Raw genomic sequence first — 25,047 nt, 5'->3', positions numbered from 1 at the left:
CCGAAAATTTGGCGTGTGCGTGGCCGTTCGGAGAAAGTACGCACGGCACTCATCCATCATCCATCCTTGACGAAAGACCGCAACTCGGCGAAAGGGCCGAGTTGTTTTTATTTTGGCACGATATCTGCTTAAAACACGCGGCATCAGGTCGCCATGGGGCGACCAGAGGAGGTGCGGTGCGTGCGGAAAGGACATCCTTACGGGCTGCACCGGGTGTTGGATCCGCCCGGGGCGATGCCGCAACCTGCGTGGAAATTGGATAATCAACCCGTTTGTTACGACAACGAACTGTTGATTGATGTGGAGCGGTTGAGCATTGACGCTGCGTCCTTCACACAGATCCGCATGGAGGCCAATGACAACCCCGAGCGAGTGGCCGCCATCATGCGGAGGATTGTGGAGGAGCGCGGGAAACACCACAATCCCGTGACTGGCAGCGGCGGCATGCTGGTCGGCAGGGTGGCCGAGATTGGATCCGCGCTGTCCACCCGTGTGGACGTGGCCGTGGGGGAGAGGATTGCAACATTGGTTTCCCTGTCGCTTACGCCGCTGTATCTGGAAGACATCGTCGACATTCAGATGGCGAGCGGACAGGTGACCGTTCGCGGCAAAGCGGTGCTGTTCGAAACCGGAATATTCGCCAAGCTGCCGGAGGACATCCCGGAAGCGGTGGCGCTGGCGGTGTTGGACGTGTGCGGCGCTTCGGCGCAGACCGCCCGGATTGTCCAGCCGGGTCAACACGTGGTGGTGCTCGGCGCGGGAGGGAAATCCGGATTGACCGTGCTCTGCCAGGCGCGACGGTCCGCGGGCAATGGCCGCGTCGTCGCCGTCGAGACGAGTCCGGAGGGACAGGCGCGGATTGCGCAGTTGGGCTGTGCGGATGCGGTGCTCGCCGTGGACGCCACCTTGCCGCTGGAGGTGATGGCCGCAGTGGAGGAGGCGCTCGGCGGCCACTTGGCCGACGTGGTTATCAATTGCGTCAACGTGCCAAACACGGAGCTGTCATCCATTCTGTGCGCGAAGGAACACGGTCTCGTCTACTTTTTCAGCATGGCGACCAACTTTGCCGCCGCCGCGCTGGGGGCGGAAGGCGTGGCCAAAGACGTCGAGCTGCACATCGGCAACGGCTACTGCCGGGGGCACGCGGATCACGCCATCCATCTGCTGCGAACGACGCCCGAACTTTTGCGAATCTTCGAAGAGAAAGTCGCGGCATCGAGGACAAAGGACGCGGAACATCTCTCAACGACTCTGAAGGAGGCTGCGAAATGAGCGTATTGGAGCACGACTTGACGCATCGGTACGGGCGCAAGCAACGGCACTTTCGAGAGGTGGAATTGTGGAAAGACGTGACGGATGAACAATGGAACGACTGGATCTGGCAATTGACCCACACCATCAACAACGTGGATCAACTTCGCAAAGTGATCCACCTGACGCCGGAGGAAGAGGAAGGCGTCAAGCACGTGCGGGAGTCCATTCCGCTGCGGATCACGCCCTATTACGCGATGATGATGGATCCGGACAATCCCCATTGTCCGGTTCGCATGCAGGCCGTTCCGCTGTCAAACGAGATGCAGCGCACGCCGTGGGATATGGAGGATCCGTTGGATGAGGACGGGGACGCGCCGGTGCCCGGGTTGACGCACCGCTATCCGGATCGGGTGCTGTTTCTGATTACGAATCAGTGTTCCATGTACTGTCGGCACTGTACGCGGCGGCGATTCTCCGGGCAGGTGGGCCACGCGGTGCCAAAGCCGCAGTTGGACGCGGCCATTGACTACATCCGCAACCATCCGGAAGTGCGCGACGTCCTGCTGTCCGGGGGCGACGGGCTGCTGGTCAACGACAAGATTCTCGAGTATATCCTGAGTTCCCTGCGGGCGATTCCGCACGTGGAGATCATTCGCATTGGCACGCGCGCGCCGGTGGTGTTTCCACAGCGCATCACCGACAACCTCTGCGCCATTTTGAAGAAATACCACCCCGTATGGTTGAACACCCACTTCAATCATCCCGAAGAAATTACGCCGGAAGCGGCGCTGGCCTGCGAAAAGCTGGCCGACGCGGGCGTGCCCGTGGGCAACCAGACGGTGCTGATGCGCGGCATCAACGACTGCGTCCACATCATGAAGAAGCTCATGCACGAACTGGTGAAGATTCGCGTGCGACCCTACTACCTCTACCAGTGTGACCTGTCCGAGGGCATTGAGCACTTCCGCACTTCGGTGGCCAAAGGCATTGAAATCATGGAGCAACTGCGCGGACACACGTCCGGCTACGCCATTCCCACCTTCGTCGTGGACTGCCCCGGCGGCGGCGGCAAAATTCCGGTGGGCCCGCAGTATCTCATCTCTCAGGGGCACGGCAAGGTGGTCCTGCGCAATTTCGAAGGGGTGATCTCCACCTATCACGAGCCCATCTACGAAGACAAGGGCTGCCCGCCCACCTGCACCCACGACAAGTCCCAGGACGCGGAGAACCTGATTGGTGTGGCGCGGCTGCTGAACGACGTGCAACTGGCCCTGGAGCCCAAAGGGTTGAAGCGGGCGGAGCGCAACCGGCACTGAACGAATGGCAGGAGCGGATGAGCGTTGAACGGGAAGGTGTGGCCATCCGGGCCAGAGGAGGAAGTCGGCATGGATTTGGTGGGCCGATGTCAAGCTGAGGGCTGGAACCGCATCGCTTTCGTTGGAGCGACCAAGCACGCGGGGAAAACGACTGCGCTCAACCACCTGGTGGCGGAGGCGCACGCCAAGGGCGTGGCGGTCGGTCTGTGCAGCATTGGGCTCGACGGAGAGCGGCTGGATACCATCCTCGGCGTTGAAAAGCCGGCGGTGCATGCGCCGGAAGGGGCGATTGTTGCCTCGGCGGAGCGCGCGTTGGCGGAGTCCACCGCCGGGCTCGAGTGGTTGGAAGTGCTGCCGTTGGCGTCACCGCTCGGCGCAGTCGCGGTGTGCCGAGTGACCCGCGCTGGCAGCGTCGTGCTGGCCGGCGTCCGCCAACGCGCCCACCTGCGCATCGTGCTGCCGCGCTTGGAAACGTATGGCGCGCGGCTGCAACTGGTAGACGGCGCGTTTGACCGGATTGCCGCCGCCGCGCCCGCGTTGGTGGACGCGGTGGTGCTCGCCGTGGGCGCGGTCGCGGGGAGGACCGTCGACGCCATTCTGCGCCACGCTCGACCCTTCATCCAGCGGTTTCTGCTGCCCACTGTGCCTGGGGATCTCCGCAACCGGCTGGCCATGGCCCAGCAACGACAGGTCGTGGGCTGGGTGGACGGGACGGACGTCCATGTCATCGAACCGAGCGGCACCTTGGCGGGCGTTCCGCACCACGCGTGGACGCCGGACGTGGAGGCGGTGTACCTGCCCGGGGCCGTCACCGATTCCCTGGTATCGGGCTTGCTGGCGCACGGCCGGCCGCTGACCGTGGTGGCGGCGCATCCCGCACAGGTGCTGCTGAGCGAATCGTCGTATCGCAAACTCCTGCAGGCCGGTCATTGCCTGTGCGTGTGGGAAACACTGCCCATCCTCGCGGTGGCTGCCAATCCGCACAGCATCGAGGGATACGACGTGCCCCGTCAAGCCCTGCTGGACGGCCTTTCAGCATGGCTCGGGGACGTACCGGTGTTCGATCCGCTCCATCCAGACGGAATCTGCACCCAAGCGGGTGCCAGTCGCTGTGAGAAGATGCCGTGATGGGGGATGGGAGCGTGGCAGTGGACGAGGTGCGGCCGGTGATGGATTCGTCGACGATGGAGGCGGTGCTGTGGCGGGACGTCTGGGGGGCATTTCAGCCCGTCACATCCGCCGGACAACGGTGGAAGCGCGCGGTTCAGCCGTGGGTGTCCGGTCAGGAGGACGCTTGGTGTGCGGCGTTACGGCAACTGGAGGAGGACGCGCAGGTGATTTCGGACGCTGATCTGCGTACGCTTCGCGAACAGCTCTCGCGCATGCCCGACTTGGCAAACACGCTCTGCGACCTGGTGGCGCCGGCGTTCGTACTGCAGCCGAAACACGCGCTGTGGTTGAAGCAATGTGCGTGGCTGGGCGGCGCGCTCGCGGAGCACCCGGCGGTTCAGCGGATGCACAGCCTGACCGGCATACCGTGGAAGCAGCTGCTGGAGATGATGGGTGAGGCAACATCGCCTGCGTTCGCCGTGGACCACGTGGGCGGCGCGGTGTATCACCGTGCCGTGCAGGCATTGACCGAAGCGGTGTCCGACGTCGCAGCCTGCCTTCGAGCGCGGGATGCAGCGTGGATGGAGACGGTCGGCCGACGGCCGACGCGGGACGGGCAGATCATCCTCTCGCTGCCAATGGAAGCCCCGTTGGCGAACGCGTTGAAGCAGCGGGCGGATGTACGGTGGGTGCGGGACACCCCGTTTGAGAGTGTGTTCGAAGTGTTGTCGGACGACCGCTTGCAGGCCGCCCTGCAGCGCAAGGATGCGGCGCAAGCTGAACTGGACGCGTGCGTTGCCGCGGTCATGCGGCGTCTGACCGACACCGTGCGCAGAACCGCGCCGCAATGGCAGCGGGCCGTGGATGAACTCTGCGAATTGGACGTTCGCTTGGCCAAGGTGGAGCTGCTGCGGCGCTGGGCCGGATGTGTGCCGCAGGCGGGGGAGGCCGTGCAGATGGAAGGCGCCATTCATCCGGCCATCGCTGATGCGCTCGGCCGTCGGGGGCGGGCGTTCACACCGCTGAGCTGGACGTTGGCTCCTGGGGTGGGGGTGCTGTGCGGATCGAACATGGGGGGAAAAACGGTCGCCATGGCCACGCTCTGCGTGTGCCAGCTGTTGGCCCAGTTCGCCCTGCCGGTACCGGCGCGGCGCTTTCAGACGATGCTGGTGCGCTGCGTGCGTTTCTGCGGGGATGCGGAAACGGACGCGCGGCGGGGGTTGAGCGCATTTGGCGGCGAGGTGCTGCGGTGGATGGAACTCTGGGATGTGCTGCAGGCGGCCGAGCCCGTTCTGGTCTGCTTCGACGAACCGGGCAAATCCACCAATCCAGCGGAAGGCGAAGCGCTGACCGTCGGATGGGTTCGCTGCCTGGTGCGCTTGGCCGGGAGCGGGGTGGCGGTGATGGCGACGCACTTCGCCGCGCCGCTGCGTGAGCCGATGGTGCAAAAGTTTCGCGTGAGTGGTCTGTCCTCGCGGCGGCTGTCGGCATCCTCCAAGCCGAACCCGCCGGGCGCGCGAACGGAGCATGAAGTGGCCACGGACGACCGGTTGGCTCAATTGGAAGGGGCGATGCACTACCGCATCGAGTCGCTGGGAGAGGGCGACGTACCGCGGGAGGCGGTGTGGGTGGCCGAATGGCTGGGGGCGCCGGAGCTGCTTCTGCGGGAGGCGCGTGGTTTCTTGGAGAGGAGGGTGGAGTCGTGAAGTCAAAGCTGCATCTGGATGCTTCCATGATCACCCGTGCGCGGGAGGCGGCGCGACGCATTGCGGCCGATGTCACCGACTTCATTGGCCACCGGACCACGGTGGCGGTGGAGCGAACGGTGCTGCGGTTGTTCGGTGTGGATGGCGTGGACGCGGACGGAGTGCCGCTGCCGAATGTGGTGGTGGACGAGGTGCAACGAATGGGGCGCCTCCATGAAGGGGTTGCCAAGCTGTTTGTGGGCGCCATGCTGCAGACGGGATGGTCAGCCCAGGCGCTGGCCGAAGCTGTGGCGACCGGCAGTCTGCGGTTGGGCGACATTCCGCAGCCTCCGGTGGAAACGGTGCTGACCGAAGGGCGGGCCCTGGCGTCGCAGGCCTTGGCGCGGATTCGGGCGAATCGAGCGCGGCGCGAGGAACTGCTCGTCCGGCTGGGGGAGGGCCCCATGCCGTACATCTACGTGATTGTGGCGACCGGCAACATCTACGAAGACGTGGTCCAAGCGAAGGCGGCCGCTCGCCAAGGCGCCGATATCATCGCGGTCATCCGCAGCACAGGGCAGAGTCTGCTCGACTATGTGCCCTATGGGGCCACGACGGAAGGGTTCGGCGGCACCTTCGCGACGCAGGAGAACTTTCGAATTATGCGCGAGGCGCTGGATGAAGTGGGCGAAGAGGTGGGGCGGTACATTCGGCTGTGCAATTACTGTTCCGGGTTGTGCATGCCAGAGATTGCCGCGATGGGCGCGCTGGAGCGGCTGGACGTGATGTTGAACGACGCGCTCTACGGCATTCTCTTCCGCGATATCAATCCCCAGCGCACCTTGGTGGATCAGGCGTTTTCCCGCATGATCAACGCCTATGCCGGCGTCATCATCAATACCGGAGAGTAACTATTTGACGACCGCGGACGCGGTGGAAGCGGCGCACACCGTGCTGGCCTCGCAATTCATCAACGAGCAGCTGGCGTTGCAGTCCGGGCTGCCGGAAGCGCAGATGGGGCTCGGTCACGCGTTTGAGATGAATCCCATGGTGGAGGACGGATTCCTGTGGGAGCTCGCGCAGGCGCAGATGGCGCGCGAGATCTTTCCGAACGCGCCCCTGAAGTACATGCCGCCCACGAAGCACATGACCGGAAACATTTTTCGCGGACATGTGCAGGATGCGCTGTTCAACCTGGTCGGCATCGCCACGATGCAGGGGATTCAGCTGCTCGGGATGATGACCGAGCAGATTCACACGCCATGGCTGTCCGACCGCCACCTGGCCATCGAGAGCGCCAAATACATTTTCAACAATGCGCGTCACCTGGGGGAGGAGATAGAGTTCCGACCGGATGGCCGGATGGTTCAGCGGGCGCGGACCGTGCTGGAAGAAGCCGTGCGATTATTGGAGGAAATTGTCCAGCTGGGGCTGTTTGAGGCGCTGGCGCGCGGCGTGTTCGCCGACGTCAAGCGGACGGTGGATGGCGGCAAGGGCCTGTCCGGTGTCATTCTGCGCCATCCGGACTACTTCAACCCGTTTGAGGAGCAGCTTCGGCAGCAGCTCGGCCTGTCGGCGGCAAAGGTGGGGATGAAGGCATGAGCGCCGAACATCAGACGCAGATTGCGAAGGCGGACTTAACCCGGATTCGCCCATACGGCGACACGATGGACGACGGCAAGGTTCAACTGAGCTTTTCACTGCCGGTGCCGGACGGCCCCGAGGCGGTGGAGGCGGCGCGGCAACTGGCTGCGAAAATGGGGTTGCTGCATCCGACGGTGGTGCACCATGAGCAGATGGGGACGGAGTTCACGTTCGTCGTGCTGTACGGGTGCTGTGTGCATACGGTGGACTACGCCCATATTGAGGTGCCCAAAGTGGACAGCACCCGCATGGACTTTTATGAAATCAACCAATTCATTCGTGACCGGATTGGTCGCAAGATCACCGTCGTCGGTGCCTGCACCGGGACGGACGCCCACACCGTGGGTATCGACGCCATCATGAACATGAAGGGGTACCACGGAGAATACGGATTGGAGCGTTACCCGGAAATTCTCGCTTACAACCTCGGGAGTCAGGTGGAGAACGAAGAACTGGTCCGCAAGGCGGTGGAGCTCGGTGCGGATGCCCTGTTGGTGTCCCAGGTGGTGACACAGAAAGACGTCCACATCCACAATCTCAGCGCCCTCGTCGATTTGTTGGAGGCCGAGGGGCTCCGGGAACGTCTCGTGCTTGTCGCCGGCGGGCCGCGCATCACCCATGAGTTGGCGTTGGAACTCGGATACGATGCCGGATTTGGGCCCGGCACGCTCGCGCCCGATGTCGCTTCCTTCGTGGTTCAGGAGATGGTGCGGCGAAACCTGGTCTAGTTGCGGCAAGGACTGCGAATTGGCTCGGGGCGGGATGGGGTGCCTGCGGGTTGGATATCTTTTCAGAACTCTTTCAGAGTTCACATAAGGTGCACTTCGTGGTATCTTAAACATGATAGTTTCGGTGTGGCCATCCTCCACTTCCGAGAACGAGGGTCTGACCGCCCAAAGGGGGGAGTGGCGCCAGCGCACAGACATCATGTTTCAGTGCACCTTGATATGAACCGACCGGTCGGTAGGCGAAGGGGGAAACGGCCGATGTGGTACGCAGTCCAAGCGGTTGTGTTTGTGGTCCTGTTCGCAGGAGCGCTGTATCTGTTCGGCTCCGCGGTGGCGCAGCGGGTGAGGTTTCTTATGTTGGCTGCCAAAGATCCGACGAGGACTGATAGAAAAAAGGAACGGTGGGCCAGCTTTTTCAAGTACGTGCTGGGTCAGCGCAAGGTCCTCGCGGAGCCGTCGGGGATTGGGCACTTCTTTATCTTTTGGGGCTTTATCGTTTTGGTGATTGGAGATCTTGATTTTCTGTTCTACAATCTCACGGGCATTCATCTGCCGTGGGCGACCAACGACGTGTATCTGTTCATTCAGGAATTGTTCTCCGCGTTCGTGTTGGTCGCGATTATCGTCGGATTGATTCGGCGCTATGTCATCCGGCCGATGCGAGTGGAGCAAACATTTGAAGCGGGATTCATTCTCGGGTTGATTGGCACCATCGTCCTCACGTATTACCTGTCGACCGCAGCTGACGTGGTGCTGAAGGGTGAGCATCCCGGATGGGCTTCACCGGTTGTGAATGCGATTGCATCAGGCTTTGCGGGCGTGTCTCACGGCGGGCTGGTGGCCATCAAGGAAATCTTTTTCTGGCTGCATTCGCTGTGCCTGATGACATTCCTGGCGTTCATTCCGCGTTCCAAGCACCTGCATATGATTGGTGCGATGTTCAACTGGTACTTCCGGCGATTGGATTCTCCGGGCAGGCTGACCAAACTGGATTTGGAAGATGAGAGTATTGAAGAATTTGGCGTGGGCCGAATTGAACAGTTTACGTGGAAGCAATTGCTCGATGGTTATGCTTGCACGGAATGCGGGCGGTGTCACGTGTCGTGCCCTGCCACGCTGTCCGGGAAGCCACTCTCTCCGAAGTTCGTCATCCTGAAGATGAAGGATCAATTGGTCGCAGAGGGGCCGGGGATGCTGGCGAAGATGGCTGCGGGCGCCGAGGACGTGTCCAGTGAATCGCTGTTTGCGCATACGTTCACCGAGGAGGAAATCTGGGCGTGCACCACGTGCCGCGCCTGTGAAGAAGCGTGCCCGGTGGCGAACGAGCACGTGCAGGCGATTGTGGACATGCGCCGCCACCTGGTTCTGACAGAAGGCAAGACGTCGCCGGAAGTGACCAAAGTGTTTTCGAATCTGGAGCGTCAGTCCAACGAGTGGGGGATCAACCGTCGTGAGCGCGGCGCATGGGCGAAGGACCTGCCGGTCAAGACGATGGCCGAGGTCGACGGCCAGGCCGAGTACCTGTTCTTCGTCGGAACCGCGGCTTCGTTCGATCAGCGCAACCAGAAAATCGCCCAGGCATTCGCGAAGGTTCTGTTGGCGGCTGGCGTGGATTTTGCCATCCTCGGCGAAGAGGAGGAGAGCGACGGAGATTCGGCGCGCCGCCTTGGCAACGAGTTTCTGTACCAGGAGTTCGTGCAGGCGAATATCGAGATGTTCAAGACCTATGGCGTCAAGAAAATCATCACCACCGACCCGCATGCGTACAACACGTTCAAGAATGAGTACCCTGACTTCGGCTTTGAAGCCGAGGAGGTCTGGCACAGCACGCAGTTCGCTGCCAAGCTGTTGGCGGAAGGCAAGCTTCGGCCGACGAAGCCGGTGGAACAGACTGTCACGTATCATGACTCGTGTTATCTGGGACGGTACAATGATATCTATGATCCGCCAAGGTTCATTCTCGAGTCCATTCCCGGCGTGAAACTCGTGGAAATGGAGCGCAGCCGGAATAAGAGCATGTGCTGTGGCGCCGGCGGCGGCGGCATGTTCAAGGAGGAGTCCGGGACGCGTATCAACGTGATGCGATCCGCCCAGGCGATTGACACCGGTGCCAGTATCATTGGCACGGCGTGTCCGTATTGCATGACCATGATGATTGATGGCACCAAGGCCAACGGCAAGGAGGATGAGGTGTCCACCTACGACGTCATTGAGTTGTTGGCGATGTCGTTGGACCTATAAGGGCGTCCGGGTCGGGACGGGCGGTGGACCACGGTGTTGTCCGCCGCCCGCCTGGGTGGGATGGAAGTGGGGCTGCCTCTGTCAGAGCACAGTGCGCGGTCCTTTTTGTTCGCAAGATAAATCTGGTTGCGAGGAATGCGGTCATGGCTCCCTGCGCGCGTGCCAGGCGGTGTAGAATAGAAGTGCCAGACGCGGTCGCCGCTGTGTGGATGAGGCTCTGAAAGGCGATGTTCAGCGTGATTGAAAGCGATTGCAATTGGGGTTGGGAGGCGAATCCGGTGAGCAGAAGCGTGATTGTCAGTGCGGCGCGGACGCCGTTTGGCCGGTTTCAGGGCGCGTTGGCCAGCCAACGCGCCGTGGATCTGGGCGCGTCGGCGATTCGCGCGGCATTGGAGCGGGCGAACGTCCGTCCGGAGGAAGTGGACCAGGTATTGATGGGGATGGTGTTGCAGGGTGGCGCTGGGCAAATCCCGGCGCGCCAGGCGGCCCGACTGGCTGGATTGCCGTGGGAGACGCCGAGTGTGACGGTGAACAAGGTGTGCGCATCCGGATTGCGGGCTGTCACGCTGGCCGACGCGCTCATACGCGCCGGTGACATCCAGGTGGCCGTCGCGGGGGGCATGGAGAGCATGTCCAACGCGCCGTACGCGCTGCCCGGAGCGAGGTCGGGATTGCGTATGGGACACGGCCCGATGTTGGATCTGATGATTCACGATGGATTGTGGTGCGCGTTTCACGACGTCCACATGGCTGTGCTCGGCAGCCGAGTGGCGGCCGAGTACGGGATCACGCGCGAAGCGCAGGACGCCTGGGCGCTGCGCAGCCACCAGAGGGCTGTGGCGGCTCGGGAATCGGGAGGATTCGCCGACGAAATCGTACCGGTTACCGTGACCGACCGGAAGCAGACGCGGGTGGTCAGCCAGGATGAGGCGCCGCGCCCCGACACGTCGCTTGAACAACTGGCCGCATTGCCGCCTGTCTTCACGTCCGACGGCACCGTCACCGCCGGCAATGCCCCCGGCGTCAACGACGGGGCCGGGGCGCTCGTGGTCATGTCGGAGACGTATGCAGCACAGACACAGCGGGAGCCGCTCGCGTACATTCTGGGCTACGCGGAGGTGGCGGCGGAGGCGGCGTACATCGCGACAACGCCGGCGCTGGCTGTGCAAAAACTGCTCAAGAAAACCGGCTACAAACTGAAAGACATCGATCTGTTCGAAATCAACGAAGCGTTCGCCGCCGTCACACTGACCAGTGGAAAAATGGTAGGCTGGGATGAGAACAAAGTCAATGTGGACGGAGGCGCCATCGCGTTGGGGCACCCCATCGGGGCGAGCGGCGCGCGAATTTTGGCCCACCTCGTGCATGCCCTGCGGCGTCGCGGCGGCGGATTGGGCATTGCGGCGATATGCAGCGGCGCAGCGCAGGGGGACGCGATTCTGGTGGAAGTTCCAAAACCGTAGAGAGGGTGGGGAAGGTTGGTACCATCGGTTGAAAAGTTGCTCGTGGTGGGCGCGGGGCAAATGGGAAATGGCATCGCACAGGTTGCGGCAGCGGCCGGTCTGCAAGTGGTGCTGAATGATGTGAACGCCGAGTTTGCGGAACGAGGCCTCGCCAATATCCAAAAGAATTTGGCACGCAGCGTCGAGAAGGGAAAGCTGTCGACCGAGGACATGAACGCGGTGCTGTCCCGCATCCGCCTATCCACCTCCCTGCAGGACGGTGCGGACTGCGATATGGCAGTGGAGGCGGCAACGGAAAACATGGAGATTAAAACGAATATCTTCCGGCAACTCGACGACCTGCTGCCGGAACGGGCGATTCTCGCCACCAACACCTCCTCTTTGCCCATCACGGAAATCGCGGCGGTGACAAAGCGGCCGGAACAGGTGATTGGCATGCACTTCATGAATCCGGTGCCTGTGATGAAGCTCGTCGAGGTGATTCGGGGTCTGGCCACCAGTGACGAAGTGTACGAGACCGTTCGCGCCTTGGCCGAGCGCATGGGCAAGACGGCGGTGGAGGTGAATGACTTCCCGGGATTCGTTTCCAACCGCATTCTGCTGCCGATGATCAATGAGGCCATTTACTGTGTGTATGAAGGAGTTGCCACGCCGGAAGCGATTGACGAAGTGATGAAGTTGGGCATGAACCATCCGATGGGCCCGCTCACGTTGGCGGATTTCATTGGGCTGGACACCTGCCTGGCCATCATGGAAGTGCTGTATGAAGGGTTTCGGGATTCCAAGTATCGGCCCTGCCCTCTGTTGCGCAAATACGTGAAGGCGGGTTGGCTCGGCCGCAAGACGGGGCGCGGTTTCTACGTCTATTCATGATGGCTGCCAGGGGAACATCCGCGCGACAGGTTGTGATTCCACGGAACGAGGTGACTGCGGTGGGGGAAGAGAAGCTGGTTGAACTGAATGTGGACGGCGCGTTTGCCACAATCACACTGAACCGCCCGAAACAGTTGAACGCGTTGAATCAGGCGGTCATTGAACAACTGAACGCGGTGCTGGATGACATTCTGCAGGAGAAGCGCGTGCGGGTCGTGCTGCTGCGGGGAGAGGGACGCGCCTTTGCGGCGGGCGCGGACATCGCCGAAATGGCCGGGTTGGACTCGGTGATCGCATTGGAATTCGCGCGGCGGGGCCAAGCTGTGCTGAACAAGTTGGAGCGCCTGCCGGTGCCGACGATTGCGCTGATACAGGGGTTCGCGCTCGGCGGTGGCATGGAGCTGGCCATGGCCTGTGACCTGCGCATCGCGGCGGAGGGGACGCGGTTTGGTCAGCCGGAGGTGACGCTCGGTGTCATTCCCGGCTTTGGTGGAAGCCAGAGGCTCCCGCGGATTGTGGGACAGGGCAACGCGCTGAAACTGCTGCTGGGTGGCGGCATGATTGACGCAGCGGAAGCCTACCGGATTGGATTGGTGAACGAGGTGGTTCCGACGGACGACCTGCTGGAGGCGGGCAGAAGACTGGCGGAACAGCTGGCGGCGCTGGCACCGCTGGCGTTGGCCTGGGTGAAGCAGGCGGTGTATGACGGCGCGGAAACCGATCTCGAGCGGGGCCTGGCGTTGGAAGCGTCTCTGTTTGCCAACGCGTTTGCAACCGAAGATCAGAAGCGCGGCATGCGTGCGTTCTTGGAGAAGACGAAAACCACCTTCGAAGGGAAGTAGGTCCATGCAATTTGAACTCACCCGGGAACAGGCGGATATTCGGAACATGGTGCGCACCTTTGCCCGGGACGTCATTGCGCCGCGGGCGGCCGACATTGATGAAAAGGATGAGTTTCCGCGCGACATTCTGCGCCAAATGGGTGAATTGGGATTGATGGGGCTCCCCATTCCGGAACCGTACGGGGGAGTCGGTGCCGACTTCCTCGCGTACATCACCGTGATTGAGGAGATTTCGTACGCATCGGCGACGGTGGGCGTCATTCTCGCCGTCCACACGTCCGTGGGCACGTTTCCCATCGTCTATTTCGGAACTGAAGAGCAAAAGCGGAAATACGTTCCGAAGCTCGCCGCCGGGGAGTGGATTGGCGCGTTTGCGCTGACCGAGCCGAACGCCGGATCGGACGCGTCCTCCATTCGCACACAGGCAGTGCGCGACGGAGATCATTACGTCCTCAATGGCAGCAAGATATTCATCACCAACGGAGGCGAAGCGGATCTGTACTGCGTCTTCGCGGTGACCGACCGGAAGCGGGGGAACCGCGGCATCACCGCCTTCCTGGTGGAGCGGGACACGCCCGGGTTTCGCGTGGGCAAGAAGGAGCGCAAGATGGGTCTCAACGGATCCGCCACCGCCGAACTGTTGTTTGAAGATTGCCGAGTTCCGGTGGAGAATCGGCTCGGCCAGGAGAACGAAGGGTTCTCCATCGCCATGCGTCTCTTGGATGCTGGGCGGATTGGCATTGCCGCGCAGGGACTCGGCATTGCCCGCGCGGCGTTTGATGCGGCGAACCGGTATGTCCGTCAGCGAAAGCAATTCGGACAGGAAATTTTTCAGTTCCAGGGAGTTCAGTTCATGTTGGCCGATATGGCCACCAAAATTGAAGCGGCGAAATGGCTGGTGTATCACGCGGCGCAGCTTCGTCAGGACGGGAAGCCATGCACCCGGGAGGCGGCGATGGCCAAAATGTTTGCCACCGACACCGCGATGCAGGTGACGACCGATGCGGTGCAACTGTTCGGGGGGTACGGATATACCAGAGAATTTCCTGTTGAACGCTATATGAGAGATGCCAAAGTCACACAGATTTACGAAGGAACAAATCAGATTCAACGAATTGTCATTGCTCGGCACCTGCCCGTGGATGGCGCGCGCTGAACCGTTTTGCGGCGAGTGGCGGGATGCAAATACACCGGATGGAACCTGGAGGGGAGACCGATGCGCTTTCAGCTGGACAAGGAACATGAACAACTGCGGGCACTGGTTCGGGAATTCGCGGAGAAGGAAGTGGCGCCGGGCGCTGCGGAGCGGGACGAGGCGGAGCAGTTTGACCGCTCGCTGTTTGACAAGATGGGTGAATTGGGGCTGACCGGGATTCCCTGGCCGGAGGAGTACGGCGGGGCGGGGATGGACTATCTCGGCTACGTGATTGCCGTCGAGGAACTGTCGCGGGTCTGCGCGTCCACCGGCGTGACGCTGTCCGCGCACACCAGTCTGGCCGGTTGGCCGATTTACAAGTTCGGAACGGAGGAACAGAAGCAGAAATACCTGCGTCCGATGGCCGAAGGACGGTGGCTGGGCGCGTATGGGTTGACCGAGCCCGGGAGCGGATCGGACGCAGCCGGCATGCGCACCACCGCCGTGCGCGACGGAGACCACTACGTGTTGAACGGCAGCAAGGTGTTCATCACCAACGGCGGCCCGGCGGAGGTGTACGTGGTGTTTGCGCTGACAGATCCGGAGAAACGTTCGCGAGGCATCACCGCGTTCATCGTCGAAAAGGGAACCCCCGGATTTTCTTTTGGGAAAAAGGAAAAGAAAATGGGCATTCGCGCGTCGACCACGGTGGAACTGATTTTTGACAACTGCAGGGTTCCTGTGGAAAATCGTCTGGGAGAAGAGGGGTTCGGCTTCAAGATTGCGATGATGACCCTCGACGGCGGGCGCAATGGCATTGCCGCGCAGGCGCTCGGGATTGCGCAGGGGGCGTATGAATTGGCCCGTAACTACGCCCGGGAGCGGAAGCAATTTGGGAAGTCAATTGCGGACCTGCAGGCCATTCAGTTCAAACTGGCGGATATGGCCACCAAGATTGAGGCGGCGCGACTGCTCACGTACCAGGCCGCATGGTTGGAATCGCAGGGTTTGCCCTACGGCAAGGCGTCGGCCATGAGCAAAGTGTTCGCGTCCGACACCGCGATGGAGGTGACGACCGAGGCTGTCCAGATTTTTGGCGGCTACGGTTTTATCCGCGAATATCCGGTGGAACGCTACATGCGCGACGCGAAGATTACGCAGATTTACGAGGGGACCAACGAAATCCAACGGTTGGTCATCGCGCGCAGCATTCTTGCGGAGCAGTGAACGCGGAGCCTTCGGCCCGCGGTGCGAAGCAAGCGTCGAGGAGGTGGTGCTTTGCATCCGTTGGTCCATCGTGTGATAACGGGTGACAAGCGTGCGTTGGCACGGGCGCTGACCTTGATTGAAAATGATGAAGCCGAGCGCCGGGCGTTGCTGGAAGGGTTCTACCCATATTCCGGGCGGGCCATGGTGGTGGGCATGACCGGATCGCCTGGGGCGGGCAAGAGTACGCTCGTTGACCAGGTGATTGCCCTCGTCCGCAGCAAGGGGCTGTCGGTCGGGGTTGTGGCGGTGGATCCGTCCAGCCCCTTCACCGGCGGCGCCCTGTTGGGTGACAGGGTGCGGATGCTGCGCCACAGCACCGACGCCGGCGTCTACATACGCAGTGTGGGCAGCCGCGGCAGCCTTGGCGGGCTCGGGCAGGCCACGAGGGATATGCTGTACGCGCTGGAGGCGTACGGGTGCGATGTGATTCTGCTCGAAACCGTCGGGGTGGGGCAGTCGGAGCTCGATGTGATGACAGTCGCCGACACCGTGGTGCTGGTGCTGACACCGGGTGCGGGCGATGCTATCCAGACGGCGAAGGCGGGGATTATGGAGATTGCCGATGTGTTCGTCGTCAACAAATCTGAATTGCCCGGAGCGGACGCGTTGGTTCGCGAGTTGCAATTGATGCTGCACGATAAGCGCAGCTTTCGGGAAGATTGGAAAAATCCCATCATCCGCACCAATGCGGTGCACGGCGACGGCATCGCGGATCTGTGGCTGGCGGTGGAGCAGCACCACCGGCATATGGAGGAAGGCGGCCATCTGTTGGCCCGCCGTCGGCAGCGTCACCGCGAGGAGGCCCTGCGGTTGGTGGAAGCGGCTTTTGCCCGATATCTGTCCGAGCGCGCGGAGCAGGATGCCGATTGGCGGCGCGCGCTGCTCGACAATTTGGCGGACAATCCGTACCAAACCGCCGAAAAAATCCTTGAAGATTTACCATGGATTCGCTTGCGAAGCGGCAATGACAGTGTGCTATAATTCTCTTATTTGTGGCGTCCATAGTGAACTGCAGCCGCGACAAGTACGGGAATAAATGGAGTATTGTGTGTCGATACTTGGGAAATCGCGGAGATGAAGCAGTCAGTGCGTGCCGAAAGGGTCACAGCTTGTTCAGGCGAGCCGGGACATCGGAAGTCGGAGCGGAGGTGAATACCGCCGCACCGTGGTCCGGTTGAGCCCGGATTGGGAGGGTTCTGTGGTCCTTTTGGGCAAAACCCCAGTGAAGGAGGGTCACGGATGACGGCAGCCATTGCGAAGACGCCGGAAGAAATTCGCGAAATGCCGCTCGTGGAGTTGGCATGCGAAATTTTGAAGGCGAAAAAAGAACCTTATTATTTCCGGGATTTGATGGCGGAAATTCAGCAACTGCGCGGAATGACCGACGAGGAAGTCATGGAAGTGATTGCGCGGTTGTATACGGAGATCAACATTGATGGCCGCTTCGTCTGCATTGGCCAAAACGTCTGGGGCCTGAAGCGTTGGTATCCGGTTGACAAAACGTCCGATAAGGCGCCGGGCGGCAAGAAGTTTGTTCGCGCCAGCGGCGACGCGTTCAGCGACGACGATGAGGATCTGCTCGATGACTACGAAGAAGAGTTGGAGAGCGACGATCTCGAGGACGTGGGTGAACTGGATCTCGCCGACGCCGATGCCGAGCCGTTTGATACGGACGACGAGGAAGATGTGGAAAGCGAAGATGCGGACTACGTCGATGAGGATGAAGCGGACGACGAACTGGGAGAACTGGTGGAAGACGATGTGGATGATGAGGACGACGAAGACTGAGTCAGGCATCCTTCACCTCTCCCACATGATGGTTCCTTTTGCGGGAATCGCGCCGGAAGGCGCGCAATAGCGACGTGCGTTCTGGTCACCTGTGACCAGAACGCTGTTTTGTGTGAAGTGACAACGGGTTTTGGCCGCTTTGCGGCATCTGTGTATCGCGCGAGCACGTGTGTGGTGTTTTCTGATAGACACAAGGGGGAAGCCAAGATGGCCAAGTTCATTTTTGTCACAGGCGGCGTCGTCTCCGGGTTAGGAAAGGGGATTACGGCCGCGTCCCTGGGGAGATTGCTCAAAAACCGAGGATTGAATGTGACCATTCAAAAATTCGATCCGTACATCAACATTGACCCAGGGACCATGAGCCCACTTCAGCACGGGGAAGTGTTTGTCACCGAAGATGGTGCCGAGACAGACCTGGACCTCGGACACTACGAGCGGTTCATCGACATCAATCTGACCTCCGCGAACAATGTGACCAGCGGGAAGATCTACTGGTCCGTCATTACGAAGGAACGGCGCGGTGACTATCTCGGCGGCACCGTTCAGGTCATCCCTCACGTGACTCACGAAATCAGGGAGCGGATTCTGCGCGCGGCCACGCCGGAGACTGACATTGTCATCACGGAGATTGGCGGGACGGTCGGAGACATCGAGAGTCTGCCGTTCCTCGAGGCGATTCGTGAGATGAAGAGCGAAGTTGGGCGCGAGAACGTCTGCTACATTCATGTCACGTTGATTCCCTACTTATCCATGAGCGGCGAAGTCAAGACCAAACCCACGCAGCACAGCGTGGCGGAGCTGCGCAGTATTGGTATCAGTCCGCATATCATCGTCTGCCGTACCGAAGTCCCTTTGACTGACGAAGTGAAAAAGAAGATTGCGCAGTTCTGCGATACGGACGTGGATTCGGTGATTGAAAACCGCGATGCCGACCTGCTGTATGAGGTTCCTCTGTATTTGCGCAGTGAAGGATTTGACGATATTGTCCTGAAGCACCTCCATATGACCGCACCGGAACCGGATCTGACCGAATGGACAAAAATGGTGGAGCGGGTTCGCAACCTGGACAGACAGGTCCGGATTGCCGTGGTCGGCAAGTATGTGGCGTTGCCCGATGCCTATGCCAGTGTGTCTGCGGCCTTGTATCACGGCGGATATGAGAACAATGCCAATGTCGAGATTGAATGGATTCAATCGGAAGATGTCACGCCGGAAAACGTGGCGGAGCTGTTGCGGGACGTGGACGGCATTCTGGTGCCGGGCGGGTTCGGCGATAGAGGCATTGACGGAAAGATTTATGCGGCGAAGTACGCGCGTGAGCATGGAGTACCGTATTTCGGCATCTGCCTGGGCATGCAGATTGCGGTGATTGAATTCGCCCGAAACGTGGCCGGCCTGGCTGGTGCGCACAGCAGCGAAATCGCACCGGATACGCCACATCCAGTGATTGACCTGTTGCCGGAACAGAAAGAGGTGGAGGACAAGGGCGGAACCATGCGCCTTGGGGGATACGCCTGCCGCCTGCAGCCGGACTCCTTCGCTGGTCAGGCGTACGGGAGCACCTGGGTCACCGAACGGCACCGCCATCGTTACGAATTCAACAACGCCTACCGCCAGACGCTGGAGGAAAGTGGATTGCGCATTTCGGGGACATCGCCGGATGGGCGGCTCGTGGAAATTGTGGAAATCCCAAACCACCCCTGGTTTGTCGGCGTCCAGTTCCACCCAGAGTTCACCTCGCGACCGAATCGGGCGCAGCCCTTGTTCCGCGAGTTTGTCCGTGCGGCGCTTGGCCATCAAACGCAGCGGCGGTGAAGCTGTTGTGACGCGTCCGATGGATGATACAAGACTGCATGCTTGAAGGCGGCCTTCACGGCCGCCTCTTTTGTTGGATAAAAATACTGTCTATATACAGGAGTCGGAAAAGGGAAGGAATTTCCGTGATTCTGGCGAAATTCTTAAAATGCAGGGAACGTTTGGCGGACGAGAGGAAGGCCCGAATGACGAAAGGCACAGAGCCTGTGCGCCATCCGCTCGATGGCGTGACCACGGTTGCCGAAAGGGAGGCAGTGACGTGTCTAAAAAAATTCTCATTGTAGACGACCAGTTTGGAATTCGCGTGTTGCTTCAAGAAGTGCTGCACCACGAGGGATATACGGTCCTCGAAGCGCCGAATGGCCCAAAGGCCCTGGAATTGGTTCGAGCGGAAGCGCCGGATTTGATTTTGCTCGACATGAAAATTCCCGGTATGGACGGCCTGGAAATTTTACGAAACATTCGAAAAATGAAGGTGTGCACCAAGGTTATCATGATGACGGCGTACGGAGAGCTGGATCTGATTCAGGAAGCGATGGAGATGGGGGCTTTGGCACACTTTACGAAACCGTTTGATATTGATGAATTGCGGGAAGCGGTCAACGCTCAGCTGGCGGGGTGAACGCATGGCGGAATCCGGTGTTGTTTGGGAATCCGTGCTGCGGCTGCGCATGAGTGAACACGATGCACATTACGGCGGGCGCCTGGTGGACGGCGCGAGAATGCTGGCGCTGTTTGGCGATGCCGCCACCGAGTTGCTGATTCAGCACGATGGAGACGAGGGCCTGTTTGTGGCGTACGATTGCGTGGAGTTCAAGGCGCCGGTGTATGCCGGAGATTATATAGAAGTGCGCGGCCGCATCACGCATGTGGGCAGAACCTCGCGAAAGATGGAGTTCACCGCGCACAAGGTCATTGAAGCGAACATTCAGCCGGACGTGCCTTCGGCGGCCCGCGTGCTGAATCCGCCGCGGTTGGTCACTTACGCGACGGGGACCTGTGTGGTCCCTCTGGATCGTCAGCGGACCATTTGACGATGGGAAAGAGAGGATTCGCGTGGATAAGTTGATTGTGACAGCGGCCATCGTTGGCGCGGAAATCACGCGCGAGCAACAACCCAACCTCCCCATCACACCCGAGGAAATTGGGGAGGCCGCCTACGCGTGTTGGGAGCAGGGGGCGAGTATTTGTCACCTGCATGTGCGAACTGCGGACGGCCGTCCCACGCAGGACGCGGAGCGATTTGCGGCAGCCATGGCGGAGATTCGGAAACGTTGCGACATCATCATTCAGGTGTCGACGGGCGGCGCGGTCGGGATGACGGTGGAAGAACGCCTGCAGCCCATCGCCCTGCGGCCGGAGATGGCTACGCTCACGTGCGGATCGGTCAATTTTGGGAATGATGTATTTCTGAACACTCCGACGGAATTGGAGCGGTTTGCGCGGTTGTTTCAACAGTACGGTGTGCGTCCGGAATTTGAAATCTTTGACGTGGGCATGGTGGAGAACGCCATGGCGCTGGCGAGGAAAGGACTGGTCGAACCGCCGTACCATTTTGATTTTGTATTGGGCGTTCCCGGCGCGCTTCCGGCTTCCCCGCGCAACCTCATGCATTTGATAGATCAGTTGCCCGCGGGGACGACGTGGTCGGTGGCGGGCATTGGCCGGCATCAGCTGCCGTTGGCCGCACTTGCGGTGGTGCTCGGCGGTCATGTTCGGGTTGGATTTGAGGACAACATTTACTACCGCAAAGGGGAACTCGCCGAGAGCAACGCCCAGTTGGTCGCCCGCGTGGCGAGAATTGCCAAGGAGCTGGACCGGCCGCTGGCGACGCCGGATGAGGCCCGGAAAATGCTCGGCATACCGCGATGATGCCTTTTGCTTTTTGGCCGGTGTCCGGGAATGCTATCATAAGGGGTGTGCCCGCGTTGCACACTGGACATGTCGACCTGACGTAAAGCAAAAGGAGTGGAGACGGATGAAACTGTTTATCGATACCGCGAATACGGCGGAAATTCGCAACGCTGCGGAAATGGGAATCTTGAGCGGCGTGACGACCAATCCGTCGTTGGTCGCGAAAGAGGGACGGGACTTCATCGAGGTGCTCAAAGAAATTACGACCCTGGTGGATGGTCCCATCAGCGCCGAAGTGGTGAGCCTGGATGCGGACAGCATGGTGAAAGAAGGGCTGCCGCTGGCGGAGTTGCATAAGAACATCGTCATCAAAGTGCCGCTGACCGCCGAAGGCCTGAAGGCGGTGCATCGTTTCGCCAAAGAGGGCATCAAGACGAACGTCACCCTCGTGTTCAGCGCCAATCAAGCGTTGTTGGCAGCCCGCGCTGGCGCAACGTTTGTCAGTCCGTTCATTGGACGGCTGGATGACATCAGCTACGACGGCGTGGAACTCATTCAGGATATTGCGACCATTTTTGATATCCATGGCATTGATACGGAGATCATCGCTGCTTCCATTCGTCATCCCATGCATGTGACCCAGGCTGCGAAAGCTGGTGCGCACATTGCGACCTGCCCGTACAACGTGTTGGACAGAATGATCAAACATCCGCTGACCGATCAGGGCATTGAACGGTTTTTGGCGGACTGGAGCACGGTGGCGAAAAAGTAATTCGAACCGGCGTGATGCTGACGTTGGGCCGTTGCTGGCGGCCTGACGTCCATTTTTCGCAGGTGGGGAGAGGACGAACACATGATGGACGCCAATCAATTGATTGAATTCATTCGCACCAGTGAAAAGAAGACTCCGGTGAAGGTGCACCTGAAAGGACGCCTTCAGGATATCCCCTTTCCGGAGACCGTACATACGTTTTTCTCCGGGGACGCCGGCGTGGCATTCGGAGAGTGGAAGGACCTGGAGCCGGTCCTGACGGCGCACCGGGCGCTGATTGAGGACATGGTGGTGGAGAGCGACCGCCGGAATTCGGCGATTCCGCTGCTCGATACGAAGAACGTCCATGCCCGCATTGAACCCGGTGCCATCATTCGCGACCAGGTGACGATTGGCAATCAAGCGGTCATCATGATGGGCGCGGTCATCAACATTGGTGCGGTGATTGGCGAAGGAACCATGATTGACATGAACGCGGTCATCGGCGGACGCGGCACCATCGGAAAGAATTGTCACATCGGCGCAGGCGCCGTGATTGCAGGGGTCATTGAACCGCCTTCCGCCAAACCGGTAGTGATTGAGGACGACGTCCTGGTGGGTGCCAACGCGGTGATTCTGGAAGGCGTGACGGTCGGACGAGGCAGCGTGGTGGCCGCTGGCGCCGTGGTCATTGAGGATGTTCCGCCGCATGTGGTGGTGGCCGGTGTTCCTGCGCGGATCATCAAACAGATTGACGAAAAGACGCAATCCAAGATAGAGATCAAACAAGAGCTGCGGCAACTATGATGGATCGAACCATGTTGGATCTGGTGCAAATCCGCCGTGCGCTCCATCGCATTCCAGAACCGGGGTTTGCGGAGTTCAAGACCCAGCAAACGCTGCTGTCGTATATTCAGGCGCTGCCGCAGGATCGTCTGGAGATCCGCACCTGGCGGACGGGCATTCTGGTCCGCGTGCGAGGTACACAACCGCGGTGGACGTTCGCGTATCGCACGGACATGGACGGTTTGCCGATGGCAGAACAGACCGGACTGCCGTTCGCGTCGGAACATCCGAACTTCATGCACGCCTGCGGGCACGACATGCACATGGCGGTGGCGCTCGGCGTATTGGAGGCGCTGGTGCGGGAACCGATTCCCGACGATGTGGTGATGGTCTTTCAACCGGCGGAGGAAGGGCCGGGCGGCGCCTTGCCCATGTTGCAATCCGACGAGTTTCAGCATTGGCGGCCCGATTTCATCGTTGCGCTGCACGTGGCCCCCGAATATCCGGTCGGGACCATCGCGACGCGGCCCGGAATTCTGTTCGCCAACACGTCGGAACTGTTCATTGATCTCGTGGGTAAAGGCGGCCATGCCGCATTCCCGCACGCGGCCAACGATATGGTGGTGGCCGCCGCGCACCTCGTGACGCAGCTGCAGTCCATCGTCTCGCGCAACGTGAATCCGCTGGATGCAGCGGTGGTCACGGTGGGAAAAATCAGTAGCGGCACCAAGCAGAACATCATCGCCGAGACGGCTCGATTGGAAGGCACCATCCGCACGCTGTCCCCGATCGCCATGGCCGATATCAAAGCTCGCATCACCTCGCTGGTCCGGGGCATTGAAACCGGATTTCAGTGTCAGGCGTCCATCGACTGGGGATGCGCTTATCGGCAGGTGGACAATCATCCCGACTTGACCCGGGAGTTCATGGATTGGCTTGCGTCGGATGGCAGCGCGGATCTGGTGGAGTGCCGCGAAGCCATGACCGGCGAGGATTTTGGTTACTTTCTCGAACACATCCCTGGTTTTATGTTTTGGCTGGGAGTGAATACCCCGTATGGACTGCACCACGCCAAGATGGCGCCGGATGAGGGCGCGCTGGCCGTGGCCGTGCGAGTGGTCACCCGGTACCTGGCGTGGAAGTCCAAGCGCCTGCACGGGATTAGGATCGCCTGAGCGAATTCACGAAGGCTTCCAGGCGGTCCAGCCCGGCCGCCAATTGGCTGCGGCCGCAGGCGTAGGAGATGCGCACATATCCCTCACCCAAGCGCGAAAACGCGCTGCCTGGCACCACGGCCACACCGTGCTCCCGCAGCAGCCGCTCCGCAAACGTCCAGCTGCTCATGCCGAATTCCCTGACGGACGGGAACACATAAAAAGCACCTTCCGGCGGTTCCACCGGCAAGCCCATCTGCCGCAACCGGTCCACGGCGTAGTCTCTTCGCCAGCGATACTCCTCGCGCATCGGGAGTGCGTCGTCCTGTCCTTCCGTGAGCGCGGCGATGGCCGCATGCTGCGAAATGGAGGATGCACAGGACACGTTGTACTGATGCACCTTCAGCATGTGCCGCGCCAGCGGCTCTGGCGCAAACAGCAGTCCAATCCGCCATCCGGTCATGGCGTGCGACTTGGACAATCCGTTGATGACCACCGTCCGTTCCCGCATGCCGGGTTGCGCAGCGATGGAGTGATGTCGTTCGGTAAAGGTCAGCTCGCTGTATATTTCGTCGGAGATGACGAGGACATCAAGTCCGCTGAGGAGGTCCGCCAATTCCGCCAACTCCGATTCGGACAGCACCGCGCCGGTCGGATTGGACGGATACGGCAACACGACACAGCGCGTTTTCGGGCTCAGGTAATGTTTCAACACGTTGGCCGTCAACCGGAATCCTGTCTTCGTGGTGTCGGCAAACAGCACTTTTGCGCCGCACAGCCTCGCCGCCGGCTCATAGCCGGGATACACGGGGCCGGGTAATATGACTTCGCTGCCTTCGGTGAGGACGGATCGAAAGGCAATGTCGATGGCCTCACTGGCGCCGATGGTCACAATCACTTCGTTGGATTGATAATGCAGGTCATAGCGGCTCGCCACGTAGTTGCAGGCGGCTTTTCGCAGTTCTTCCAATCCCGCGTTCGCCGTGTATCCCGTTCGATTGTCGGCAATGGCGCGGACGGCGGCCTCCTTGATATGTTCCGGAGTGGGAAAATCCGGCTGACCGAGCGTGAGCGAAATGGCGCCCGGCACTTGAGAGACCAGATTGGAGAATTGGCGGATTCCAGAGATTTCGATGTTTTTGACGCGTGGGTTGAGAAGGTGTTCCAGGGACGGCACCCGCTTTCCTTCAAGGTTTTACTTTCCTCCATTATACGGATGCACATGGAGACAATGAAGGTGTCGGTTTGCCGGAACAAAAGTATGTCACAATACATCGAATATGATATACTTTATACCGGATGCCGAACAGGCTCTTGGCGAGCTGTGTGAGTGGGCAAT

General features: G+C 60.4%; 21 protein-coding genes and 1 pseudogene. 21 read left to right on the top strand and 1 reads right to left on the bottom strand.

Annotated elements, in window-relative coordinates; all coding sequences use genetic code 11:
- Positions 1-180 precede the first annotated feature (180 nt).
- From kdd to G463_RS0105020, 21 genes and pseudogenes are all read left to right on the top strand, one after another.
- Positions 181-1,272 carry an L-erythro-3,5-diaminohexanoate dehydrogenase gene (gene kdd, locus G463_RS18915; protein ID WP_051321951.1) on the top strand — a complete coding sequence of 364 codons (1,092 nt, stop codon included), beginning with the start codon at positions 181-183 and terminating at the stop codon, positions 1,270-1,272.
- Positions 1,269-2,570, top strand: a complete 1,302-nt coding sequence (gene kamA / locus G463_RS18910) for a lysine 2,3-aminomutase (RefSeq protein WP_035485800.1) — start codon at positions 1,269-1,271, stop codon at positions 2,568-2,570. The genes kdd and kamA overlap by 4 nt, the downstream gene beginning before the upstream one ends.
- Before the next feature lie 24 nt (positions 2,571-2,594).
- The gene (gene kamB / locus G463_RS0105110) at positions 2,595-3,698 is read left to right on the top strand and encodes a lysine 5,6-aminomutase reactivase subunit KamB (RefSeq protein WP_035485797.1); all 1,104 of its coding nucleotides are present in this window, start codon (positions 2,595-2,597) and stop codon (positions 3,696-3,698) included.
- Between the two features lie 14 nt (positions 3,699-3,712).
- Complete coding sequence (locus tag G463_RS0105105) at positions 3,713-5,386, top strand: MutS-related protein (protein ID WP_169725426.1); 1,674 nt, start codon at positions 3,713-3,715, stop codon at positions 5,384-5,386.
- Positions 5,317-6,967: pseudogene (kamD, locus tag G463_RS23995) on the top strand (lysine 5,6-aminomutase subunit alpha). The gene G463_RS0105105 and the pseudogene kamD overlap by 70 nt, the downstream one beginning before the upstream one ends.
- Positions 6,964-7,737, top strand: a complete 774-nt coding sequence (gene kamE / locus G463_RS0105095) for a lysine 5,6-aminomutase subunit beta (protein WP_026974302.1) — start codon at positions 6,964-6,966, stop codon at positions 7,735-7,737. The pseudogene kamD and the gene kamE overlap by 4 nt, the downstream one beginning before the upstream one ends.
- Before the next feature lie 258 nt (positions 7,738-7,995).
- Complete coding sequence (locus G463_RS0105090) at positions 7,996-9,978, top strand: (Fe-S)-binding protein (protein WP_026974301.1); 1,983 nt, start codon at positions 7,996-7,998, stop codon at positions 9,976-9,978.
- A gap of 278 nt (positions 9,979-10,256) precedes the next feature.
- Complete coding sequence (locus tag G463_RS0105085; RefSeq protein ID WP_026974300.1) at positions 10,257-11,441, top strand: acetyl-CoA C-acetyltransferase; 1,185 nt, start codon at positions 10,257-10,259, stop codon at positions 11,439-11,441.
- Between the two features lie 15 nt (positions 11,442-11,456).
- The gene (locus G463_RS0105080) at positions 11,457-12,314 is read left to right on the top strand and encodes a 3-hydroxybutyryl-CoA dehydrogenase (RefSeq protein ID WP_026974299.1); all 858 of its coding nucleotides are present in this window, start codon (positions 11,457-11,459) and stop codon (positions 12,312-12,314) included.
- A 59-nt stretch (positions 12,315-12,373) separates the two neighbouring features.
- On the top strand, positions 12,374-13,156 hold the full coding sequence (locus G463_RS0105075; protein WP_051321949.1) for an enoyl-CoA hydratase/isomerase family protein: 783 nt from the start codon (positions 12,374-12,376) through the stop codon (positions 13,154-13,156).
- Between the two features lie 4 nt (positions 13,157-13,160).
- Positions 13,161-14,312 carry an acyl-CoA dehydrogenase gene (locus tag G463_RS0105070; RefSeq protein WP_026974297.1) on the top strand — a complete coding sequence of 384 codons (1,152 nt, stop codon included), beginning with the start codon at positions 13,161-13,163 and terminating at the stop codon, positions 14,310-14,312.
- Between the two features lie 60 nt (positions 14,313-14,372).
- Positions 14,373-15,518: an acyl-CoA dehydrogenase gene (locus G463_RS0105065; protein ID WP_026974296.1), complete on the top strand. Its 1,146-nt coding sequence runs from the start codon at positions 14,373-14,375 to the stop codon at positions 15,516-15,518.
- 51 nt (positions 15,519-15,569) lie between these two features.
- Complete coding sequence (gene meaB, locus G463_RS0105060; protein WP_026974295.1) at positions 15,570-16,541, top strand: methylmalonyl Co-A mutase-associated GTPase MeaB; 972 nt, start codon at positions 15,570-15,572, stop codon at positions 16,539-16,541.
- Positions 16,542-16,799: 258 nt separating this feature from the next.
- Positions 16,800-17,348, top strand: coding sequence for a DNA-directed RNA polymerase subunit delta (gene rpoE, locus G463_RS0105055; RefSeq protein ID WP_026974294.1), 549 nt, complete (start codon positions 16,800-16,802; stop codon positions 17,346-17,348).
- 207 nt (positions 17,349-17,555) lie between these two features.
- Positions 17,556-19,163 carry a CTP synthase gene (locus tag G463_RS0105050; RefSeq protein ID WP_026974293.1) on the top strand — a complete coding sequence of 536 codons (1,608 nt, stop codon included), beginning with the start codon at positions 17,556-17,558 and terminating at the stop codon, positions 19,161-19,163.
- A 259-nt stretch (positions 19,164-19,422) separates the two neighbouring features.
- The gene (locus G463_RS0105045; protein ID WP_026974292.1) at positions 19,423-19,785 is read left to right on the top strand and encodes a response regulator; all 363 of its coding nucleotides are present in this window, start codon (positions 19,423-19,425) and stop codon (positions 19,783-19,785) included.
- A gap of 4 nt (positions 19,786-19,789) precedes the next feature.
- Positions 19,790-20,197, top strand: a complete 408-nt coding sequence (gene kal, locus G463_RS0105040; protein ID WP_026974291.1) for a 3-aminobutyryl-CoA ammonia lyase — start codon at positions 19,790-19,792, stop codon at positions 20,195-20,197.
- Positions 20,198-20,219: 22 nt separating this feature from the next.
- The gene (gene kce, locus G463_RS0105035) at positions 20,220-21,035 is read left to right on the top strand and encodes a 3-keto-5-aminohexanoate cleavage enzyme (protein WP_026974290.1); all 816 of its coding nucleotides are present in this window, start codon (positions 20,220-20,222) and stop codon (positions 21,033-21,035) included.
- Between the two features lie 106 nt (positions 21,036-21,141).
- On the top strand, positions 21,142-21,789 hold the full coding sequence (gene fsa, locus G463_RS0105030) for a fructose-6-phosphate aldolase (protein WP_026974289.1): 648 nt from the start codon (positions 21,142-21,144) through the stop codon (positions 21,787-21,789).
- A gap of 81 nt (positions 21,790-21,870) precedes the next feature.
- Positions 21,871-22,575, top strand: a complete 705-nt coding sequence (gene dapD / locus G463_RS0105025) for a 2,3,4,5-tetrahydropyridine-2,6-dicarboxylate N-acetyltransferase (protein ID WP_026974288.1) — start codon at positions 21,871-21,873, stop codon at positions 22,573-22,575.
- Positions 22,575-23,729, top strand: coding sequence for an N-acetyldiaminopimelate deacetylase (locus G463_RS0105020; RefSeq protein WP_026974287.1), 1,155 nt, complete (start codon positions 22,575-22,577; stop codon positions 23,727-23,729). The genes dapD and G463_RS0105020 overlap by 1 nt, the downstream gene beginning before the upstream one ends.
- On the opposite strand, the gene G463_RS0105015 is transcribed toward G463_RS0105020, so the two are convergent.
- Positions 23,716-24,876, bottom strand: coding sequence for an aminotransferase A (locus G463_RS0105015; RefSeq protein ID WP_026974286.1), 1,161 nt, complete (start codon positions 24,874-24,876; stop codon positions 23,716-23,718). The two genes, G463_RS0105020 and G463_RS0105015, sit on opposite strands and share 14 nt — an antisense overlap.
- Positions 24,877-25,047: the final 171 nt, after the last annotated feature.

The organism is Alicyclobacillus contaminans DSM 17975, assembly GCF_000429525.1.
Classification (GTDB): domain Bacteria; phylum Bacillota; class Bacilli; order Alicyclobacillales; family Alicyclobacillaceae; genus Alicyclobacillus_A; species Alicyclobacillus_A contaminans.
Note: the sequence above shows the minus strand (reverse complement) of the source record. Positions and strands in the feature narration are given on the sequence as shown.